The organism is Streptomyces sp. NPDC039430, assembly GCF_055639435.1.
Window position 1 is genome coordinate 368,645 of the sequence record NZ_JBVKAK010000002.1, and the last position, 18,345, is coordinate 386,989.

The 18,345-nt window shown below is 72.9% G+C and carries 13 protein-coding genes; 9 read left to right on the forward strand and 4 right to left on the reverse strand.

The features are described from left to right. Positions 1 to 89: 89 nt before the first annotated feature. From ACZ7LS_RS06670 to ACZ7LS_RS06710, 9 genes are all read left to right on the forward strand, one after another. Positions 90 to 1,346, forward strand: coding sequence for a glycosyltransferase (locus ACZ7LS_RS06670; RefSeq protein WP_382669446.1), 1,257 nt, complete (start codon positions 90 to 92; stop codon positions 1,344 to 1,346). Then, the gene (locus ACZ7LS_RS06675) at positions 1,343 to 3,133 is read left to right on the forward strand and encodes an ArnT family glycosyltransferase (RefSeq protein WP_385132086.1); all 1,791 of its coding nucleotides are present in this window, start codon (positions 1,343 to 1,345) and stop codon (positions 3,131 to 3,133) included. Before ACZ7LS_RS06670 ends, ACZ7LS_RS06675 begins: the two co-directional genes overlap by 4 nt. After that, positions 3,130 to 4,422, forward strand: coding sequence for a glycosyltransferase (locus ACZ7LS_RS06680; protein ID WP_385132089.1), 1,293 nt, complete (start codon positions 3,130 to 3,132; stop codon positions 4,420 to 4,422). The genes ACZ7LS_RS06675 and ACZ7LS_RS06680 overlap by 4 nt, the downstream gene beginning before the upstream one ends. 137 nt (positions 4,423 to 4,559) lie before the next feature. Next, the gene (locus tag ACZ7LS_RS06685; RefSeq protein WP_382526741.1) at positions 4,560 to 6,938 is read left to right on the forward strand and encodes a galactose oxidase-like domain-containing protein; all 2,379 of its coding nucleotides are present in this window, start codon (positions 4,560 to 4,562) and stop codon (positions 6,936 to 6,938) included. 218 nt (positions 6,939 to 7,156) lie between these two features. Then, positions 7,157 to 7,900: a cupin domain-containing protein gene (locus tag ACZ7LS_RS06690; protein WP_382526560.1), complete on the forward strand. Its 744-nt coding sequence runs from the start codon at positions 7,157 to 7,159 to the stop codon at positions 7,898 to 7,900. Next, positions 7,897 to 8,931, forward strand: coding sequence for a hypothetical protein (locus tag ACZ7LS_RS06695; protein WP_382526557.1), 1,035 nt, complete (start codon positions 7,897 to 7,899; stop codon positions 8,929 to 8,931). Before ACZ7LS_RS06690 ends, ACZ7LS_RS06695 begins: the two co-directional genes overlap by 4 nt. After that, positions 8,928 to 9,851 carry a hypothetical protein gene (locus tag ACZ7LS_RS06700; RefSeq protein WP_385132093.1) on the forward strand — a complete coding sequence of 308 codons (924 nt, stop codon included), beginning with the start codon at positions 8,928 to 8,930 and terminating at the stop codon, positions 9,849 to 9,851. Before ACZ7LS_RS06695 ends, ACZ7LS_RS06700 begins: the two co-directional genes overlap by 4 nt. Next, positions 9,814 to 10,347, forward strand: a complete 534-nt coding sequence (locus ACZ7LS_RS06705) for a hypothetical protein (protein ID WP_382526551.1) — start codon at positions 9,814 to 9,816, stop codon at positions 10,345 to 10,347. The genes ACZ7LS_RS06700 and ACZ7LS_RS06705 overlap by 38 nt, the downstream gene beginning before the upstream one ends. A 124-nt stretch (positions 10,348 to 10,471) precedes the next feature. After that, positions 10,472 to 12,232: an asparagine synthetase B family protein gene (locus ACZ7LS_RS06710; protein ID WP_385132097.1), complete on the forward strand. Its 1,761-nt coding sequence runs from the start codon at positions 10,472 to 10,474 to the stop codon at positions 12,230 to 12,232. Positions 12,233 to 12,380: 148 nt separating this feature from the next. On the opposite strand, the gene ACZ7LS_RS06715 is transcribed toward ACZ7LS_RS06710, so the two are convergent. Genes ACZ7LS_RS06715 through ACZ7LS_RS06730 form a run of 4 tightly spaced genes read right to left on the reverse strand, consistent with a single transcriptional unit; the run spans position 12,381 to position 18,299 of the window. Next, positions 12,381 to 13,649, reverse strand: a complete 1,269-nt coding sequence (locus tag ACZ7LS_RS06715; RefSeq protein ID WP_385132100.1) for a CHAT domain-containing protein — start codon at positions 13,647 to 13,649, stop codon at positions 12,381 to 12,383. Then, positions 13,643 to 15,466: a tetratricopeptide repeat protein gene (locus tag ACZ7LS_RS06720; protein WP_385132103.1), complete on the reverse strand. Its 1,824-nt coding sequence runs from the start codon at positions 15,464 to 15,466 to the stop codon at positions 13,643 to 13,645. The genes ACZ7LS_RS06715 and ACZ7LS_RS06720 overlap by 7 nt, the downstream gene beginning before the upstream one ends. Next, positions 15,466 to 16,707 carry a hypothetical protein gene (locus tag ACZ7LS_RS06725; RefSeq protein ID WP_385132106.1) on the reverse strand — a complete coding sequence of 414 codons (1,242 nt, stop codon included), beginning with the start codon at positions 16,705 to 16,707 and terminating at the stop codon, positions 15,466 to 15,468. Before ACZ7LS_RS06725 ends, ACZ7LS_RS06720 begins: the two co-directional genes overlap by 1 nt. Continuing rightward, positions 16,704 to 18,299, reverse strand: coding sequence for a hypothetical protein (locus ACZ7LS_RS06730; protein WP_385132109.1), 1,596 nt, complete (start codon positions 18,297 to 18,299; stop codon positions 16,704 to 16,706). Before ACZ7LS_RS06730 ends, ACZ7LS_RS06725 begins: the two co-directional genes overlap by 4 nt. Positions 18,300 to 18,345 lie beyond the last annotated feature (46 nt).

The window sequence follows — 18,345 nt, forward strand, 5'->3', positions numbered from 1 at the left end:
ACGGGGGGACTGTGCGCACGAGGGGGATGCAGGGGTCAGCCGACGGCCAGGGGGGCCTGCCGCGGCCTGCCCTGGCCGAGGGGGGCCATGTGTTCACGTCCGTATTCATCGCTGCCATTTCACTGGCGCTGTTCTGGATGGCCGCGTTCACGCTCTGGTGGCAGATGCATGCCTGGCGTACGCCGGAAACGCTCGCCGCGACCAGATTCGACCGGCCCGACGGCGGCCGCGAGGGCTCGTTCTCGCTGCTCCTGCCGGCCCGTCACGAACAGGCCGTACTGGAGCACACCGTCCAGCGGCTGCTGGAGTCCAGCCACAGCAGGTTCGAGATCATCGTCATCGTCGGGCACGACGACCCGGAGACGGCGGCGGTCGCCGAACGGGCCGCCGCCCGCGACCCCCACCGGGTCAGGGTCGTCGTCGACACCCATGAGGCCAAGAACAAACCCAAGGCGCTCAACACGGCGCTGCCGTACTGCACCGGCGAGGTCGTCGGAGTCTTCGACGCCGAGGACCAGGTCCACCCGGAGCTGCTGACCCACGTCGACCACGCCTTCCGCACCACCGGCGCCGATGTCGTCCAGGGCGGCGTCCAGCTGATCAACTTCCACTCCAGCTGGTACAGCCTGCGCAACTGCCTGGAGTACTTCTTCTGGTTCCGCAGCAGGCTCCATCTCCACGCCCAGAAGGGCTTCATCCCGCTCGGCGGCAACACCGTCTTCGTACGCACCGACGTCCTGCGCGAGGCGGGCGGCTGGGATCCGAACTGCCTGGCCGAGGACTGCGATCTGGGCGTACGGCTCTCCAGCGTCGGCAAGAAGGTCGTCGTCGCGTACGACTCCGACATGGTGACCCGCGAGGAGACCCCGGGCTCGCTCGTCTCCCTGCTCAAACAGCGCACCCGCTGGAACCAGGGCTTCCTTCAGGTGTACCGCAAGAAGGACTGGCGGCAGCTGCCCACGCGCGGACAGCGGATGCTCGCCCGCTACACGCTGATGACACCGTTCCTCCAGGCGTTCACCGGCCTGATCATCCCGCTCAACGTGGCGATCGCGCTCCTGCTCGACGTCCCGGTCGCCGTCGCGTTCGTGACGTTCCTGCCGCTCGTCACCGCCATGGTGACCTTCGTCTTCGAGGTCGTCGGGCTCCATGACTTCGGCAAGCAGTACGGACTGCGGGTCCGCCTCTCGCACTACCTGAAGCTCATCGTCGGCGGCCCCGTCTACCAGGTGCTCCTCGCGGGCGCGGCGATCCGCGCCGTCTGGCGCGAGCACCGGGGGCGCAGCGACTGGGAGCTGACCAGTCATGTCGGCGCGCATCTCATCCGAGAGGACGTCCACGCGTGACCTCCACCCTCCCCACGGTGGCGACCGGGCAGCCGACCGCCGTCACCGCGCGGCCGGCCCATGCCCGCCGCGCCGGCGGGACGCGGCTCACCGTCCGGCCGGTCATACGCTTCCGCCGCTCCCGCGCCGATCTGCTCCTGTGCGGGGCGCTCCTCGTCGCGATCCTGCTGGTCCAGGGCTGGAACATCCAGCACTATCCGACGCTCAGCGACGACGAGGGCACCTATCTCGCCCAGGCCTGGGCCGTCCAGGAGGGCAAGGGCCTCGCCCACTACACCTACTGGTACGACCATCCGCCGCTCGGCTGGATGCAGATCGCCTTTCTCACCTGGCTGCCCTCGCTCCTCTCGCCCGAGACGATGACGGTCGCCCCGATGCGCTTCGCGATGCTGCTGGTCAGCGCGGCGAGCGCGGTCTTCCTCTACGTACTGGCCAGGCGGCTCTGGCTGCCGCGCTGGGCCGCCGGGCTGGCGATGGCCCTGTTCGGGCTCTCCCCGCTCTCCGTGGTGCTCCAGCGGGAGATCTTCCTCGACAACATCGCCGTGATGTGGATGCTGCTCGCGTTCTGCCTCGCGGCCTCGCCCAGCCGGCATCTCTGGCACCACTTCGCGGCCGGAGTCGCCGCCGCCGTCGGGGTGCTCACCAAAGAGACCATGCTGGTCATCCTGCCCGCGCTGCTGGTGACGCTGTGGCGGCACAGCCATCGCGACACCAGGAAATTCGCGGTGACCGGCGCGATCACCGCCTGCGCGCTGGTCGGCCTCTCCTATCCGCTGATGGCCCTGCTCAAGGGGGAGTTGCTGCCCGGTGGCGGGCATGTCTCGCTCTGGGACGGCATCGCGTTCCAGATGAGCAGGCCCGGATCAGGCTTCGTACTCGACCCGGGCAGCGGTTCGTACGGGGTGCTCCAGTCCTGGCTGTACTACGACCGGGTGCTGCCCCTCGGCGGGATCGCGGGCGCCGTCCTGCTGGTGGTCACCCTGCGCTGGTCGGTCACCGCGCGGGCGCTCGCCGGGCCCGCGCTGGCCGTGGTGATCCTCGCCCTGGTCGCCCTGCGCCCGTCCGGCTATCTGCCCGCGATGTACGTCATCCAGGGGCTGCCGTTCCTGGCGCTGGTGCTGGCCGGCGGCGCCGCGTCCATCACCCACGCGATCCTGCGCAGACGGCGCGGCCCGCGGGAGGGCCGTACGCTCACCACCGTCCGCTGGACGGCGCTGGCCGCGCTCGCCGCGAGCGCGCTGGTCGTCGTCGTACCCCGGTGGTACGACGGCAATCGCACCGCGCTGACGGCCGACGCCAACGCCCCCTACCGGCAGGCCGCTTCCTGGATGGCGACCGAGGTACCCGACCCGTCCCGGGCCCGGGTGCTGGTCGACGACGCGCTCTGGCTGGACCTCGTGCACGCCGGGTACGAACCGGGGCTCGGCGCGATCTGGTTCTACAAGGCCGACCTCGACCCGGCCGTCACGAAGACCATGCCGGACGGCTGGCGCGATCTGGACTATGTGGTCGCGTCCCCGACCGTACGGCGCGACGCGCGCGATCTGCCCAAGGTGCGGGACGCGCTGGAGCACTCGACCGCCGTCGCCGTCTTCGGGGACGGCGAGGACCGCATCGAGATCCGGCGGATCACGGGAAGCACGGGAAGCACGGGAAGCGCGGGAACTGCGGGGACCACGGAAAGCACGGGAACTGCCGGAAGCACGGGGCGCACCGGAAGCGCGGGAAGCGCCGCACGCGCCGGAAGCGCGGGCGACGGCCGGATCGCGGGAGGCGACGAGCGATGAGCATTCTTCCCCCCATCGGTGCCGGGGAGCGCGGCGAACCGGAGCTGGAGGCGACCGTCGTCGCCGAGCCCGGCGCCGTCACCGTCATCATCCCCACCTTCAACGAGTCCGGGAACGTACGGGAGTTGCTGCGGCAGCTCACCGACGCCGTACCGGCCAGGCTGCCCTGCGAGGTGATCTTCGTCGACGACTCGACCGACGACACCCCCGAGGTCATCGAATCCGCCGCGCAGGACTGCCCGTTCCCGGTGAGCGTGATCCACCGGGACAAGCCCGAGGGCGGTCTCGGCGGGGCGGTCGTCGAAGGGCTCAGGGCCGCGGGATCCGACTGGATCGTGGTCATGGACGCCGATCTCCAGCATCCGCCCGCGCTCGTCCCCGAGCTGGTCGCGGCCGGGGAGCGGACCTCCGCGGATCTCGTCGTCGCGAGCCGCTATATCGAGGGCGGCAGCCGGGCCGGGCTGGCCGGCGGCTACCGCGTCGCCGTCTCCCGCGCGGCGACCTGGCTGGCCAAGGGGCTCTTCCCGGCCGGGCTGCGCGGGATCAGCGACCCGATGAGCGGGTTCTTCGCGATCCGGCGCTCCGCCGTCACCGCGGAGGCGCTGCGACCGCTCGGCTACAAGATCCTGCTGGAGCTGGCCGTACGCTGCCGGCCCGAGCAGCCGGCCGAGGTGCCGTTCGTCTTCCGCGACCGGTTCGCGGGCGAGTCGAAGTCGACGGCGAAGGAGGGGCTGCGCTTCCTGCGCCACCTCGTGGAGCTGCGGACGGCCGCGCCTCTCGCCCGGATGATCGCCTTCGGACTGATCGGGCTCACCGGCTTCGTACCGAACCTGCTCGCGCTGCACGGGCTGACGGCGGCCGGGGTGCACTATCTGCCGGCCGAGGTGGTGGCCAACCAGTTCGGTGTCCTGTGGAACTTCCTGCTGATCGAGGTGCTGCTCTTCCGCGACCGGCGGGCGCACCGGCACTGGGCCGACCGGGTCGGCCGGTTCGCGCTGCTCGCCAACGCCGACCTGCTGCTCCGTATCCCGCTGATCGCGCTGTTCGTCGCGCAGCTCGGGATGGGGGTGCTGACGGCGACCGCGTGCGCGCTGCTGGCGACGTTCGTGCTGCGGTTCGTGGGCACGGAAGCGCTGGTCTATCTGCCGAAGCCGAAGCCGAAGCCGAAGCCGAAGCGGGAGCGGGAGCCGAAACGGGAGCGGGCGGGGCGTGGCGCGGGGCGTGGTGCTCGCCGCGCGACGGACCGTGCGGCGGTGGCCGGCCGTACCGACGGGAGCGTGCGCCGATGAGACGCGTCCCGCCCCGTGTCCTTCCGCGTGTCTCGTCACGCCGGTTCCGTGCGTCGCGCGGATCCCGTACGCGCCCCTTCCGGTTCCGTACGTCGCGCCGTACCACCTTCCTCACGTTCCTCGCGCTGACCGGCGGCATGCTGTACGCCACCCAGCAGCCCGCCGCGGCCGGGGCGAACCTCGTCAAGAACCCCGGCTTCGAGACGCCGGGCCCGCCCGGCACGGACGACCTGCCGTACTGCTGGGAGCGGTCCGGCTGGGGGGACAACGACTTCTCCTTCGACACCGTCGCCGACGCCCACTCCGGCACCGCCGCGCTGAGGGTCACGCTGACCCGCCGGACCGAGGGCGACCGCAAGGCGCTGATCACGGAGTCCGCGGAGTGCGCGCCCGCGGTGGTGCCCGAGCGGCAGTACGACCTGTCGCTCTGGTACAAGTCGACGACTCCCGACGCCGCGATCACGCTCTTCCGCCATGACGCCACGGCGGGCTGGCAGTACTGGACCGATCTGAAGACCCTGGACCTGAGCGCCGGTTACCAGCGGGCCGAGGTCCGTACGCCCGTCGTTCCGCCCGGCACCGACCGGATCACCTGGGGCGTGTCGGTGTACGGCACGGGCAGTGTGACCACCGATGACTATGTGATGGAGGAGGTCGCCCCGCCGCCCGTCGAACCGGAGTGCGCGGGGACCGCCGAGGAGTGCGCCAACGGCCGCTGGGAGGTGCTGCCGACGGAGAACCCGGTGCGTTCGATGCACTCGGTGGTGCTGCACAACGGCAAGGTCCTGCTGATCGCGGGCTCCGGCAACGATCCGGAGATGTTCGAGGCCGGTACGTTCACCTCCGCGGTGTACGACCCGGCGGACGGCTCGTACCGTACGGTCCCCACCCCCGACGACATGTTCTGCTCCGGCCATGTCCAGCTCTCCGACGGCCGGGTGCTGGTGATGAGCGGCAACAAGGGCTATCCGTCGGCGGACGGTACGGTCGGCTACCAGGGCTACAAGGACTCGTACGTCTTCGACCCCGCCACCGAGACGTACACCAGGACCAACGACATGAACGACGGGCACTGGTATCCGTCGGCCACGATCATGGGCAACGGCGATGTGATGTCCTTCGGCGGACTGCGCGAGGACTCCAGCGGTTCGGTGACCGCCGAGCGCTGGTCGGCGGCGCAGGACAAGTGGCTGCCGGCGGGACAGGTCAACCAGACCTGGTCGTACTGGGGCCTGTACCCGTCGATGATCCTCATGCAGGACGGACGGCTCTTCTACTCCGGCAGCCATGTCTTCGGCAACGGCACGCCGGGCACCGGCTCGTCGGTCTACGACTACGACGCCAACACGGTGACCGAGATCGAGGGTCTCCAGAACAAGGACGAGCGCGACCAGTCGGCGAGCGTGCTGCTGCCGCCCGCGCAGGACCAGCGGGTGCTGACGATCGGCGGCGGCAACATCGACTCCAACCCGGAGGCGAACCGGCTGACGGATCTCATCGACCTCAAGCAGCCCAACCCCCGGTACACCCCGGGCCCGTTGCTGCCGCAGGGCACGGTCGACCTCGGCAACGGCCCGCAGCCGCAGTCCGGGGCGCAGGGCAAGATGTACGGCTCCGCGGTGCTGCTGCCCGACGGCAAGGTCCTGGAGACGGGCGGCGCGCTGCACAACCGCGCCAACCCCGTCTACGAGTCCTCGCTGTTCGACCCGGTGACGGACACCTTCGATCCGGTGGCGGTGGACCCGGAGGCGCGCGGCTACCACTCCTCGGCGTTCCTGCTGCCGGACGGCCGGGTGATGACGACCGGCGACAACCCGGGCAACGGCTCCTGGAACCATCAGGTGTCGCTCTACACCCCGCCGTATCTCCTCAAGGGGCCACGCCCGCGGATCACGTCACTGATCGACAACCAGTGGCTGTACGGCGATACGCAGCGGATCACGGTCGACCGGCCGATCGCCAAGGCCGAACTGATCCGGCCGGCCGCGGTCACCCACTCCTCCGACCCCAACCAGCGGTTCGTGGACCTGCCGCTCTCGGTGGACGGGAACAACGTCGACCTCAATGTCACGAGCAACCCGAATCTGGCGCCCCCCGGCTGGTACATGCTCTTCGCGGTCGACGCCAACGGCGTTCCGTCGGTGGCCGAGTGGGTGCGTCTGGGCGGTCCGGCGGCGCTCGCCGACAAGGCGGCGGAGTCGGCGCACGTCCACGACTTCGCGGGGGATCTCGCGAAGAGCCCCGGGAAACCGCGGAAGAAGCGGACCTCGGCGCCGGTGAGCCCGCAGGTCGCGGGATGCGACCGGCATTACGGCTCGGCGAACGTCTGCGTACCGACGGTGTTCCCCGAGACGGTGCGGGGGAGTACGAGGGCGGCGACGACGAGGGCGCGGTGCGACTGGCTCGCGGCGAACGACTACGGGCGGCTGAAGGTCAACGGCGGGGACGATCCGCTCCGGCTCGATCCGGACGGCGACGGAGTGGCGTGCGGGAAGGGGGACGTGCGGCGGCGCTGACCCGGGGGCCATGTGTCGCGTACGCGGGCTTCGCGGACTTTCCTCACCGCGTGCGCGGCACAGGGGGCTCAACCGCGTGCGCGGCGCAGGGGCCTCAACGGCGCACGCGGGGCACGCACTTCATCGCGATGTCAGTGCTCCGCCATATCATCTGTGCCAGGTATTCCCGGTCGCGGTTCTACGATGCGATCGTGGTCCACAACGCGAGGGGGGCGTTGATGTCCGACGTGGAAACCGGTTCCGGCACACCCGGGCTGCGCGGTATGGAGCGGCTCTCGCGCGACCTGCCCCACGGGGTGGAGCTGTTCCATCTCAAGCCCGGGGGCAGCGTGCTGTTCGCCGACCGGGACGGGGCGCGCGAGCTGGGCCCGAGCGAGGAGTTCCCGCGTTTCATCGACGACGGGCAGTTCGCCCACTACCTCGTCGGTGACGCGCACACCTCGCCCGAGCGCCCGTCCAACGCCACGTTCAAGCTCGGGGTCGTCGGCCCGCGCAGCGCCTCCACCCCGCACGCGCACGGCGGCGCGCACGTCGTGTTCAGCCTCGGTCACGCCGCCTGCGGTCTCTACGACGCGGCGCGCGGCCGGGTCACCGAGATCCGGCTGTTTCCCGGGGCCATGATCCGGATCCCCGGGATGATGCCCCACTCCTTCGCCAACCGCGGCGCGAAGCCGTTGAACGTCCTCGCCGCCAACACCGGTTTCGGTATCGACCACGAGGATTACGCGATCACCGCCGACGAGGCCGAGCGCCGCGCCACGGCAGGCGACCGGCGCGTCGCACACGGCCGCGGCACGCTCGGCACCATCACGCGGGTGGGCACCGACTACGGGCTGCTGGCCGCCGCGCTGCGCGACATCGAACGTATCCAGCGCGTCCGGGGCGTCGGCGCCACCACCGTACGGGAGCGTCTCGCCGCCGGACTCCGGCGCGCCGCGTCCGTACTGGAGGGCCCACGATGATCTGCCCCTTCTGCAACAAGAACCTTCTCCTGAAGGAGCGGCCCAACCGCACCTGCTCCCACTGCAAGCGCCGCTTCGCCCTGGACCCCAAGACCAACTCGCTCGGGATGAGCGACGCACGGGTCCGCCGTCTCCTCCCCAAGCTCACCGACGGCGGGCGGCTGAAGATCTCCGTCCATCAGCTCGGGGCCGCGGCGCTGCCCAGGACGGCGTCGGCCAGGAGCCAGAGCCCGGTCGTGGAGGCCCTCGGCTGTCTGTGGGTGCCCCTGCTGGTGGGCATCATCATGGTCGTCGTCGGAGTGAGCGCCGGTGACATGGACGGGTTCACCATCTTCGGCTCGATCCTGATCGGCATCTTCGTCCTCGGCGTGACCATGGCCCTGACGAGCAAGAGGAAACCGACGCCGAATCCGCTCAGTGGCTTCCGTGCGATTCTGCTGAGCGACTGGGTGGACGTCTACGGCGCGCTCCCGGCCGGGATCGTGGACGACTTCCCGTACCGCCGCGTCTATATACCGGAGGGGGCGCGCCTCGCGGTGCTCTGTCCTGACCGGGCCATCGCCGCCTTCCTGGTCGCCAACGAGATACCGGAGCGGTACGGAGCCGTCATCGCCACCGAGGTCGAGCAGGTGCCGGACGCGCTGCCCGTCGTCGTCCTGCACGACGCGAGCGCCCCGGGCTGCCGGTTGGTCATGCGGACGCGTGAGGCGCTGCCCGGCCGTACGGTGATCGACGCGGGGCTGCCGCCGCGCGCCGTCATGCGGACGCCGGGCGCGCCGGCGAGGCGCGGCGACAAGCCGGCGAAGGACCTCGTCGAGTGGCTGGGCGAGAGCGGGACGCTCACCAAGGACGAGCTGGAGTGGCTGGCCAAGGGCTGGACCGTCGCCCTCGTCGCGATACGCCCCGCCAAGCTCCTCGCGGCCGTCAGCAGGACCGTCGAACGCGTCGGCGCCGCGACCGGTCAGGATCCCGAGCGGCGGAAGGCGGAGTCCGTCGGGTTCCTCACCTGGCCGGGCGAGGCCGGCCGATGACCCTACGCGTCGCCGCGAGCATCGGCGACCGGTTGCTCGACCGTGCCCTCGCCACCGCCGTCGCGCGCGCGGGCGCGCCCGGCCGGATCCGGTTCACCGAGCGGCAGTTGTACTACGAGCTGTGCCGTGTCCTGCGCCCGTCGCACGCGGTCCCGCGCAGGCTTCCGCTGACGCCCGCGCCGCCCGTGCGGTACGAGCGGTTCGAGGAGGCGCTGCGGCGGCACGGCGCGGTGCCGGGACTGCTGGCCCCGGTCCCGGCTTCGGCCGATGCTCCTCGCGACCCCTCCGGGCCGTCCGCCCCGTCCGCCCCGTCCGAGCCCGATCTCTACGACTACGGACTGCCCCGGCTGCTCGTCTGCCAGAGCCGCCAAGTGGCCCGGATGCTCCTCGCCAACGATGTGCATCTGGAGGCCGCCTGCCCGGTGTTCGCCGCCGATGACCTGCCGCTCGACCCCCGGCTGGTGACCGGGCTCGGCAGGGTCGACGGCGCGACCGTGCACGTACTGCACGACGCGAGCGTGGACGGCATCGCGCTCGCCGCGCGGGTGCGTGACGCGGTCCCCGGCGTACGGGTCTCCTCGATGGGCCTCGTACCCCGGCACGCCACGGCGCTCCACCTGATCTCGCCGCGCGGTCCGGCACCGGGATCCGGTCCGCCGGCGCTGCCCGCCGCGCTCGAACCGCGCGAGCGGGACTGGCTCGCCGAAGGCCGCTACGCCGAGGTGGAGTCCGTCGCGCCGGCCCGGCTGCTGCGCACCGTACTGCGGCTCGTACGCGGACCGAGGACGCCCGGCCACTCGGTGTGGACCGGGCTGCGTGAGCTGCGTACGGCGGGATTCATGACATGGCCGACGAACCGACCAGGGGATACGAGGACTCAAGGTGATAAACCGGCCACGCGAAACCCCGTACAGGGATGAGCTGCTCGCCGACGGCAGCGTCCACCGCCGCTACGAGGACGGACGCGAGGAGTGGCGGCGGCGCGACGGCGGCACGCGCGTGCGCTGGCACGACAACCAAGGCGCGTCCGGTACCGACGAGCAGCTCGGCGGACGCATCATCAAGCGCCTGTACTCCGATGGCAGGGTGACCTACGGCCGGGACATCGGCTACGGCCGTACGGTCTGGGACCGGGGCGAGACGGTGCTGGTCAACAAGACCTCGTTCGGCGGGCGCATGGGCGTGCTGCTGGGCGGGCTCGGGCTCGTCGCCCTCGCGGTCACGGCGGCCCAGCTCCCGCCCGAGGAACTCACGCCCGAAGAGGAGGAGGAGCTACGACAGCAGCAACAGCAGGCGGCGGCCCAGAACTCCTCCGGCGGCGGGGACGTGGGCGGCGGCGACGGCGGCGACTGGGACTCCAGTGACGGATGGAACTCCGACGACGACGGCGGCTGGAGCGACGACGACTTCGGATAGCCGGGAGGGTCCGGACCGCCGGCCGGACCACGGGAATTCGTCTGTCGACGCGTACGCCGAGAACGGCGCGTGCGTCGAGAGGAACCGAGAAGGAATCGACAAGGAACCGAGAGGAGGGGCGACCATGGCGCGTTTCTGTGCCTGCCTGGCGGCGACGCCGGAACGGGCGGCGGAGCATCTGGCGGCGATGGGCGCCGCCGTGGACGCCGGTGCGCCGGGCGCGGCGCTGGTCCGGGACGAACCGGGCCATGCCACCGGCCCGTTCACCGCGTACGGCCGTACCGCCGTCGGCGAGGTCACCCTCCACAACCGGCCCGAGCTGTTCGCCGCGCTCGCGGACGCCGGCGCCCCCGCCCCGCCCGACTGCCCGGACGGCGAGCTGCTGCTGCGCTGCTGGGTACGGCTCGGCGCCGCCGGGATCCGGGCGGCGGAAGGCATGTTCGCGCTCGCCGTGCACGAGACCGGGGAACTGGTCCTGATCCGCGACCACATGGGCGCTCGCACGCTGTTCTACGCCCGCGCCGACGGCTGCTGGGCCGCGTCCACCTCACTGCGTGCCCTGCGCCGCTGGCCCGCACTCGGCACCGGCCTCGAACTGGCCGCCGTACGCTCCTTCCTGACCTTCGCCTACCTCCCCGGCGAGGAGACGCTGCTGCGCGGCGTACGCGAAGTGCTCCCCGGGCGCTGTCTGCGGCTCGCGGCGGACGGAGCCGTCACGGAGGAGCACTACTGGGAGCCCCAGGAGCTGATCGAGGACGACGGCGCGCCGCCCGAGAACTACGCCCTGCGCCTGCGCGCGCTGCTGGAGGAGGCGACGGCACGCAGGCTGCCGGAGGCCGAGGCCGTGGGCGTGCTGCTCTCCGGCGGGGTCGACAGCTCGCTGGTGACCGCGCTCGCCGCCAAACTGCACGCCCATCCCGTGCACACGTACTCCATCAGCTTCGGCGACGAACTCCCCCATGAGCTGGGCTACTCGGGGCTGGTCGCCCAGCACTGCCACACCCGCCACCGCGTCCTCACCGTGTCGGGCGAGGCCGTGGCCGCGCGGCTCGCGGAGGCCGCCGCGCTGCTCGACAGCCCGGTCGGCGATCCGCTGACCGTGCCCAATCTGATGCTCGCCGAGGCCGTGGCGGGCGACGGGCCCCGCGTCGTGCTCAACGGGGAGGGCGGCGACCCGGTGTTCGGCGGGCCGAAGAACCTGCCCATGCTGGTGTACGAGATGCACCGCGGCGAGGTGGCGGGCGGCGACGCCGAGGACGCGCGCGAGACGGCGTATCTGCGCTCGTACCGCAAATGCTTCACCGACCTGCCCGAGCTGCTCACCGCCGACGCGCTGGACGCCCTGGCCACCGCGCCGGCCCCGGAGCGGTTCGTCGCCCCGTATCTGTCGCCCGCGCCCCGGGACGGCAGGATGGACCAGCTGCTCAACCAGCTGCTGCACTGCAATCTGCGCACCAAGGGCGCCCATCACATCCTCACCAAGGTCGAACGGCTCACCGCCTCCCAGGGGATCCAGGGCCGCGCTCCGCTGTTCGACCGCCGGGTGGTGGACCACGCCTTCGCCACGCCGCCCCGGTGGAAGCTGAACGGGGCGGTCGAGAAGTGGGTGCTGAAGGAGGCCGTGCGGGATCTGCTGCCTGACACGGTCGTGGACCGGCCGAAGAGCGGTATGCGGGTGCCGGTGCAGCAGTGGCTCGGCGGACCGCTGCGGGAGCTGGCGGGCGATCTGCTGCTGGGCCGGGAGGCGCGCGCCCGCGGGCTGTTCCGGCCGGACACGGTGCGCGCGTGGATGCGAGGGGAGGGCACGCTGCTGCCCAGGCAGGGCGGCAAACTCTGGCTCGTGCTCACCCTCGAACTGTGGCTGCGCGCCTACGACGTCAGCTGATGGAGGACCCCGTGACCACCGGGCCGAGCACTGAGCCGAGCACCGGGCCGAGCACTGAGCCGAACCTCCAGGGGTCCACCGGCCCCCGTACCGGACGGATACGCGGCAGCTCGCCCGGACGTCGAACTCCGTAACTCCCCCCCACCGGTCAGACCGTGCTGATCGTGGCGAACGCGCCCCACAGCACGGGGGAGTGCTCGACCGTACGCAGTTCCCGCCAGGCGGCCAGCCGCTCCCGCTGCCAGTCGCCATGGGCGAGGACCGCGTCCTCCCGCTCGTGCGCCGCGTCGATCGCGCAGACCGCGTCCTGGAGCGGGCGCGCCGCCGGGTCGGCGTCCGCGAGGCGGTGGAAGGCCAGATCGGTGGGGAGGGTCCAGCGGCCCGCGGTGACGGTCTCGGCGCCGCCGTGGATCATCGCGGTGGCCAGGCCCAGCGCCTCGCCGAAGCGCAGATCGCCGCCGCTCTCGCAGGCGATGAGCGCGACCCGGCTGGGAATCGGCCAGCGTGCCCCGCCCGCTTCCGGGTCGCTGTCGAGACCATGGGTCCCCAGCAGCAAGTCCTTGGCGGACAGCGGGCGATGGGCCCGTACGGGATCGGCGAAGCCCGCCGTCTCCGCTGTGCAGGCCAGATGCAGCCGCGCGTTCTCGCTCTGCCCGGAAGCCGGCGCCGCGGCGGTCACATGGCCGACGTACAGCAGCCGTGAGGCGCCCTCGCGCAGCGCCGCGCCGAGCCGGTCCCGGTCCAGGTCGGTACGGCGGAACGCCTCGACCGGATCGTCCACGGCGGGCCACCAGCGGCCCTCGGCCAGATACCGTCCCACCCTCCGCGCGACCGGCGCGTCCGCCCGCATCCGCCCCAGCACCGAGCCCAGGGCGGAGTCCGCGCGGAACCCCGGCACCCGCGGATCGAGGACGCCCACGACCGGCAGGTGCCGGGTGGCCGCCCACGGCCTGGACGGGCGGGCGGGGGCGTGCACGACGCTGACCGGCGCCAGCAGGCTGATGTCCGCGATCTCCACCAGCCGCACCCCGGGGTCGGGCGCCAGCAGCTCCCACGGGACCTGCGCCACACGCGGCGACGGCTGGATGCGCAGGTGGGGGCGTACCCCGCGCTGGTACAGCTCGTACAACTGCTTGGCGAGTCCGTACGGCAGGAGCGTGCGCGACAGCGTCTCGGCGAGGGCGAGTTCGCTCTCGTACGAGGCGAGGGCGCCCGTCGTCAGCGCGGGCCCGAGCGCCTCGCCCGGCAGGGCGTCCTCCAACGCCGCCAGCGCGGTGGCGAGTTGAGCGGCAGGCACCAGTCCGATGCCCGTCGCGGACAGATCGTGGGTCCAGCGCCAGGAGATATGGAGATCCCCGGCGTCCGCCATCCGCACCAGGGCCGTCGGCCGGTCCGCGCGGGGCCGCGTGCTCACCATGTCGGCACCACCCGGTCGTCACGGATCCGGCCGCCGTAGCGGGTCTCGGCATGGCTGATGTACGGGTCCAGGGCCACCGGTCCCGTTGGGCGCAGTGCCAGCCGGGGCGGCGGCGAGACCCGCAGGCCGGCGCTCGCGGCGACCGCGGCGAGGGCGGTGCCGAGCCGGAAGGTGTCCGCGGGGCCGGGCGGCCGGGGGTGCGACGGGTGGTGCGACAGGGGGTGCGACGGGGGATCGGGCCGCCCGCCGGACGCGGGGTCGCGGGAGGCCGAGGTGGCAGGGATGGTTGCGGGGCCGGAGGAGGCCGAGGCGGCGGGGAACGCCGAGGGGCCCAGGAAACGCGGGGGCGCGAGCGAGGGCTCCGCGGCGGTGCCCGCGGCGCCCGCTCGCACTGAAGCGGCGCCCGCTCGGCCGTCGGCCGCGCTCGCGTCAGGCGAGGCGTCCATCAGCGGCGTCCCGGCGCACTGCGACTCGATCAGCTCGTTCACCAGCTCGGCGGCGCCTGCCCTGGCGGCGAGCCGGAACGCCAGCGCCATCGCGGGGGCCGCGAACTCCCGGGTCCACCGCTCGCGCTGCTGCCCGCTCACCAGGGTGAACCGCACCGCGTCGATGGCGAGCGCCGCCGGAACGGCCAGCCCGACGGCCCGGCCGAGGAGCGCGGGGTCGGGGGCGGTGCCCGGCCCGTTGACCCAGCGGTCCTCCAGCAGCGTGGCATGGAAGAAGTCCGCCTGGGCGCAGCGCAGTCCGAGCCCGCCCGCGGCGAACACGGCCAGGGCGGCCTGGATCTGGGCCTCGCTCTCCTCGTAGCGGCGCTCGGCGTGCAGGGCGGCCGCGAGCCGTACGCGTACCTCGGCGGCAGCGACCACCGCCCCGGACTCCTCGAACCGCGCGATGCTCCGTACGTACAGCTCGTCGGCCCGTACCGGGTCCCCGCGCAGCACGGCCAGCAGCCCGAGCAGGTCGAGGCCGAGGGCGGACTGAGCGGCCATACCGGCCCGTTCGACGTACTCCTGCCCCTCCGTGAGCAGCTCCTCCGCCTCGTCGAGGCGGCCGGAGCGCAGATACGTCTGGGCCAGGCTCTGCCGCGCCTCGGCGACTCCGGCGGGGGTGTCCGACGCACGGAACGCGGCGACGGCCTGGTGCGCGAAGTCCTCGGCGAGATCCGGCCGTCCGGTGGCCTCGTGGATCGTGGCCAGGTTGAGCAGCGGCCGCCCGGTGAGCCCGGGGTGATGGCGCGTCACCACGTCCAGGGATTCGGTCGCCAGCTCGTGCGCCCTGGCCCACTGCTCGCGCTGGATGGTGAGGGCGGTGAGCGAGACCAGACAGCCGACGAGCAGCTCGGCGGTGTCTGTGTCGGCTCCGTTCTCCGGGGTGACGACGAGGAGCGCGCGGGCCCGCTCCAGCGACGCCTGCGCCGCGTCGAAGTCCCCGGTGTTCTGGAGGGCCTGGGCCAGATTGACCAGGACGCCGGCCCGGAGCACCACGATGACTTCCGAGCCCGCCGCGTCACCCGTGACGGCTTCCGCCAGCCGGTCGCACAGACCGAGTGCCTCGCGGTACGAGGCGACCGCCGCCGGATGTTCGCCCAGCCGGTCGGCCGCGCTCGCCCGGTTGACCAGGGCGCTCGTATGGACATAGAGAGCCTGGTCGAACGGCGCGGCGGCGTCGACGGCCTGGTCGAACAGGGCGTGGGCGGTACGGAACTCGCCTTGGAGGAAGGCGTCATTGCCCTGGTCGATGAGGGCGGCGACGCGGACGGGCTCGGGACCGGGCTCAGGACCGGGCTCGGGGCCGACGCCACGGTCGGTGGTCGTCATCAGAAGTCCGTTTCGGCGGTCGCCGCCGCGATCTCCGTGCGGAGCAGCGGCCCCAAGGCACCACTGTCCCCGTCCCCGTCCCAGTCCCCGTCTCCGTCCTCGTCCGTGGCCCTGGCCAGCCGTGACCGGACGAGCGCCCTTACCCGGGCCCGGACCTCGGCCGCAGCCCCGTCGCCGTCCCCGTAGCGGTCATGGGGCCGGGGGGCACCGAAACCCGGGAGGTAGATGTCGACGGCCAGACCCGCGCCGCCCGGGGCCGTCTCTCCGGTCCGTACGGTGTCGAACGGAGCGTCCCCCAGCCAGGCGTCGTCCACCCGCCGCAGCGGGAGATCGAGCGGATCGGCCGCGCCGCCGACGGCCGCGCGGGGTGTCAGCTCGTCCGGCAGGGTGGCCGGTCCGGGCGCGGCCACGACGGAGACCGAGACCGTGGTGCGCGCGGCGGCCCGTACGACCTCCCAGGAGACGGCCCGTTCGGAGGCGTCGACCAGGCCGGGCGGATAGCGGCGCCAGTCGGAACCGCCCGTGCCGCGTGCCAGCGTGAGACCGCCCTCGGGACCCCCGGCCGGACCGCCCGCTCCGGGCGCGGGACCGGCGGCGAGCGCGTAATCGGTCGCGCGCGGCGGCTCCTGGACGCCGGAGGACCCGGCGCCCGGGGCGTCCGGTGAGCGGGAGTCCGCCGTCTCCATGCCGGCGAAGAGCAGGTCGCACTCCTCGGTCAGCTCGCCGATCTCCCGGTCGAGCAGCCGCTCGTCCAGCGGCGGGATGTCATCGATCACCGAGGCGGGCCACCACCGCGCCGCCCAGTGCGCGAAGGCCAGTTGGCGGGCGCTCGCCACCAGTGCGGGCAGCGCGGGCAGCACGGGTACGGCGGTCACCTCGGGTATCCCGGGTGTCCCGGGTGTCCCGGGTGCCTCGTCCTGCGCGGGCCGCCCGGATGCCGGCTCCGTGACCGCGACCGCGACCGTGAGTGTGTCGGTGGCCAGGGCCAGCGCGACCTGTTCGCCGTACACCGCCCAGACCCACTCCTGGGCCGCCTCGACATCGTCAAGTACCGCCACGGGCACGGCATCCAGCGCGAGCACGCTCCAGGTCAGCAGCCCGCCCGCCACCTCCAGCACGGTCACGTCCACGCCCGGCGCGGGATCCAGCACGCTCGGCGCGTGGCCTCCGTCGCGGGGCGGCGGTGTGATGACGCGCAGCAGCCCGTCCTCGGCGTGTCCGATCCGTACGACGGCGGTCATGAGGCTCTCCCCTCGGAGGCGGCGGGGTGGGCGCTGAGCGCGTGTCTGACCCGGCCGCGGTGGTCGAGGATCACCGAACGGGCCACGCCGTCGAGCACGTTCCACAGTTCCTCGACGCCGGTCATCGGGGCGCCCCGTACGTCGCGTCCGTGCAGCCGTACCCACAGCCGCCGCAGATACGCCCGCCACGGGGTGCGCAGCTCCCGCGCGATCCGCGCGAGCGGCTCGGCGACATTGGCCGGGCCGCCGCCGGGACCGGACGCGTCGGAGGCACCAGAAGCACCAGAAGCACCAGAAGCACCAGAGGCAGCAGAAGCAGCAGAAGCAGCAGAGGCACCGGAGATGTCGACGGCCAGCCGACGGGCCTGGAGTACATAAGCCTCGCGGCGCCAGCGGCTGTTGACCGCCCGGTGCGCGCCGGTCCCGCCGCCCGCTCCGGGCTCTCCGCCCAACGGACTCAATCCCAGGGCGAGATGGACCCCGACGGTGGCGGCGACCCGCAGTGATTCGTCGGTCAGTGCCCAGGGGGCGCAGCTGCGGGCGATCTCGCGGCGGACCAGTTCGGGTACGGGCGCGAGCGCGGCGCGGTCGCTCGATGTCTGGAGGACGGTGAAGACCCGCTCGTGGACCGTACGGTCGAACGGCAGCCCGAGGGCGGACGTGGACGCCGAGCCGCCGCCGAGACCGGGTCTGACCGGCAGCGGGTGTCTGGTCAGGCCCAGTTCCCTGGCCGGGGGCGCGGACTCGGGCCGCGCGCCCCACAGGGCCCGGCCCGCCGCCGTGCCCGCGTGATCCGCGGCCAGCCGCGCCAGCGCGGCCCCGGCGTCCGCGACCCCGGTGGGGCAGGCGTCGAGTACGGCCCGTATCTCCGCCGGGGTCCCGGGCACGGGTTCGAGGGTCCGTGCCGCCCATGCCGTGTCGAGCGCGGCGGTCAGCGCGCGGGTGTGCGCCGGATCGGTCAGATACTCCCTGAGCGCCTGCGTCGTACGCCCCTGGGCCGAGCCGTGCGCTTCGCGCAGCGCCTCCTCGGCGGTCTGTTCCCCGGTCGCGGCGGCGGGCGGGCCCTTGGTCGTGGCCAGTTCGAAGCAGAGCTGGAAGTAGAGGTCCTGAGGGTTGCCCTCGGTGATCCGCATGCCCCGGCGCACCCGCTTGAGGAGGGTGAACCACGCGGCGGTGGCGCGCAGCGCGTCGGCGGAGTCGTGGAGGAGCGTGGCGAGCAGCGCCGCACCCTCGGCCGTCACCAACGGGCCCGCGCACCGGGGATGGAGGACGGGGCGGATCACCAGCGGATCGAGGAGGAGCTTCACCGTACGGCTGAGCGGGCCGCCCTGGGGGCCGCTGAGCGGACCGACACCGTCCAGCTCGCGCCACACCTCGTCCAGGACCATCGCCCGGGGGCGGATGCCGGGGCGGATGCCGGGCGGGGCAGTGCGCGCCCGGAACACCTCCGCGCCCGCCTCCCGGCCGCCCGCCCCGCTGCCCGTTCCCCGCGCCGTCCCGCTGCCCGTTCCCCGCGCCGCCTCGCCGCCCGTCCCACTCCCGCCGCCCGTCCCTCGCGCCGCGCCCCTGGCCGCCCCCGCGTCTGTCCGCATGGCCTCAGGCTAGGAGCGCGGCCGGGCGGTGCCAAACCTGGGACCG

What these genes read in the sequence shown, in the direction of transcription:
- ACZ7LS_RS06680 (WP_385132089.1), top strand. Translation starts at nt 3,130, where the DNA reads ATGAGCATTCTTCCCCCCATCGGTGCCGGGGAGCGCGGCGAACCGGAG.
- ACZ7LS_RS06685 (WP_382526741.1), top strand. Translation starts at nt 4,560, where the DNA reads ATGCTGTACGCCACCCAGCAGCCCGCCGCGGCCGGGGCGAACCTCGTC.
- ACZ7LS_RS06690 (WP_382526560.1), top strand. Translation starts at nt 7,157, where the DNA reads ATGTCCGACGTGGAAACCGGTTCCGGCACACCCGGGCTGCGCGGTATG.
- ACZ7LS_RS06695 (WP_382526557.1), top strand. Translation starts at nt 7,897, where the DNA reads ATGATCTGCCCCTTCTGCAACAAGAACCTTCTCCTGAAGGAGCGGCCC.
- ACZ7LS_RS06700 (WP_385132093.1), top strand. Translation starts at nt 8,928, where the DNA reads ATGACCCTACGCGTCGCCGCGAGCATCGGCGACCGGTTGCTCGACCGT.
- ACZ7LS_RS06710 (WP_385132097.1), top strand. Translation starts at nt 10,472, where the DNA reads ATGGCGCGTTTCTGTGCCTGCCTGGCGGCGACGCCGGAACGGGCGGCG.
- ACZ7LS_RS06715 (WP_385132100.1), bottom strand. Translation starts at nt 13,649, where the DNA reads ATGGTGAGCACGCGGCCCCGCGCGGACCGGCCGACGGCCCTGGTGCGG.
- ACZ7LS_RS06720 (WP_385132103.1), bottom strand. Translation starts at nt 15,466, where the DNA reads ATGACGACCACCGACCGTGGCGTCGGCCCCGAGCCCGGTCCTGAGCCC.
- ACZ7LS_RS06725 (WP_385132106.1), bottom strand. Translation starts at nt 16,707, where the DNA reads ATGACCGCCGTCGTACGGATCGGACACGCCGAGGACGGGCTGCTGCGC.
- ACZ7LS_RS06730 (WP_385132109.1), bottom strand. Translation starts at nt 18,299, where the DNA reads ATGCGGACAGACGCGGGGGCGGCCAGGGGCGCGGCGCGAGGGACGGGC.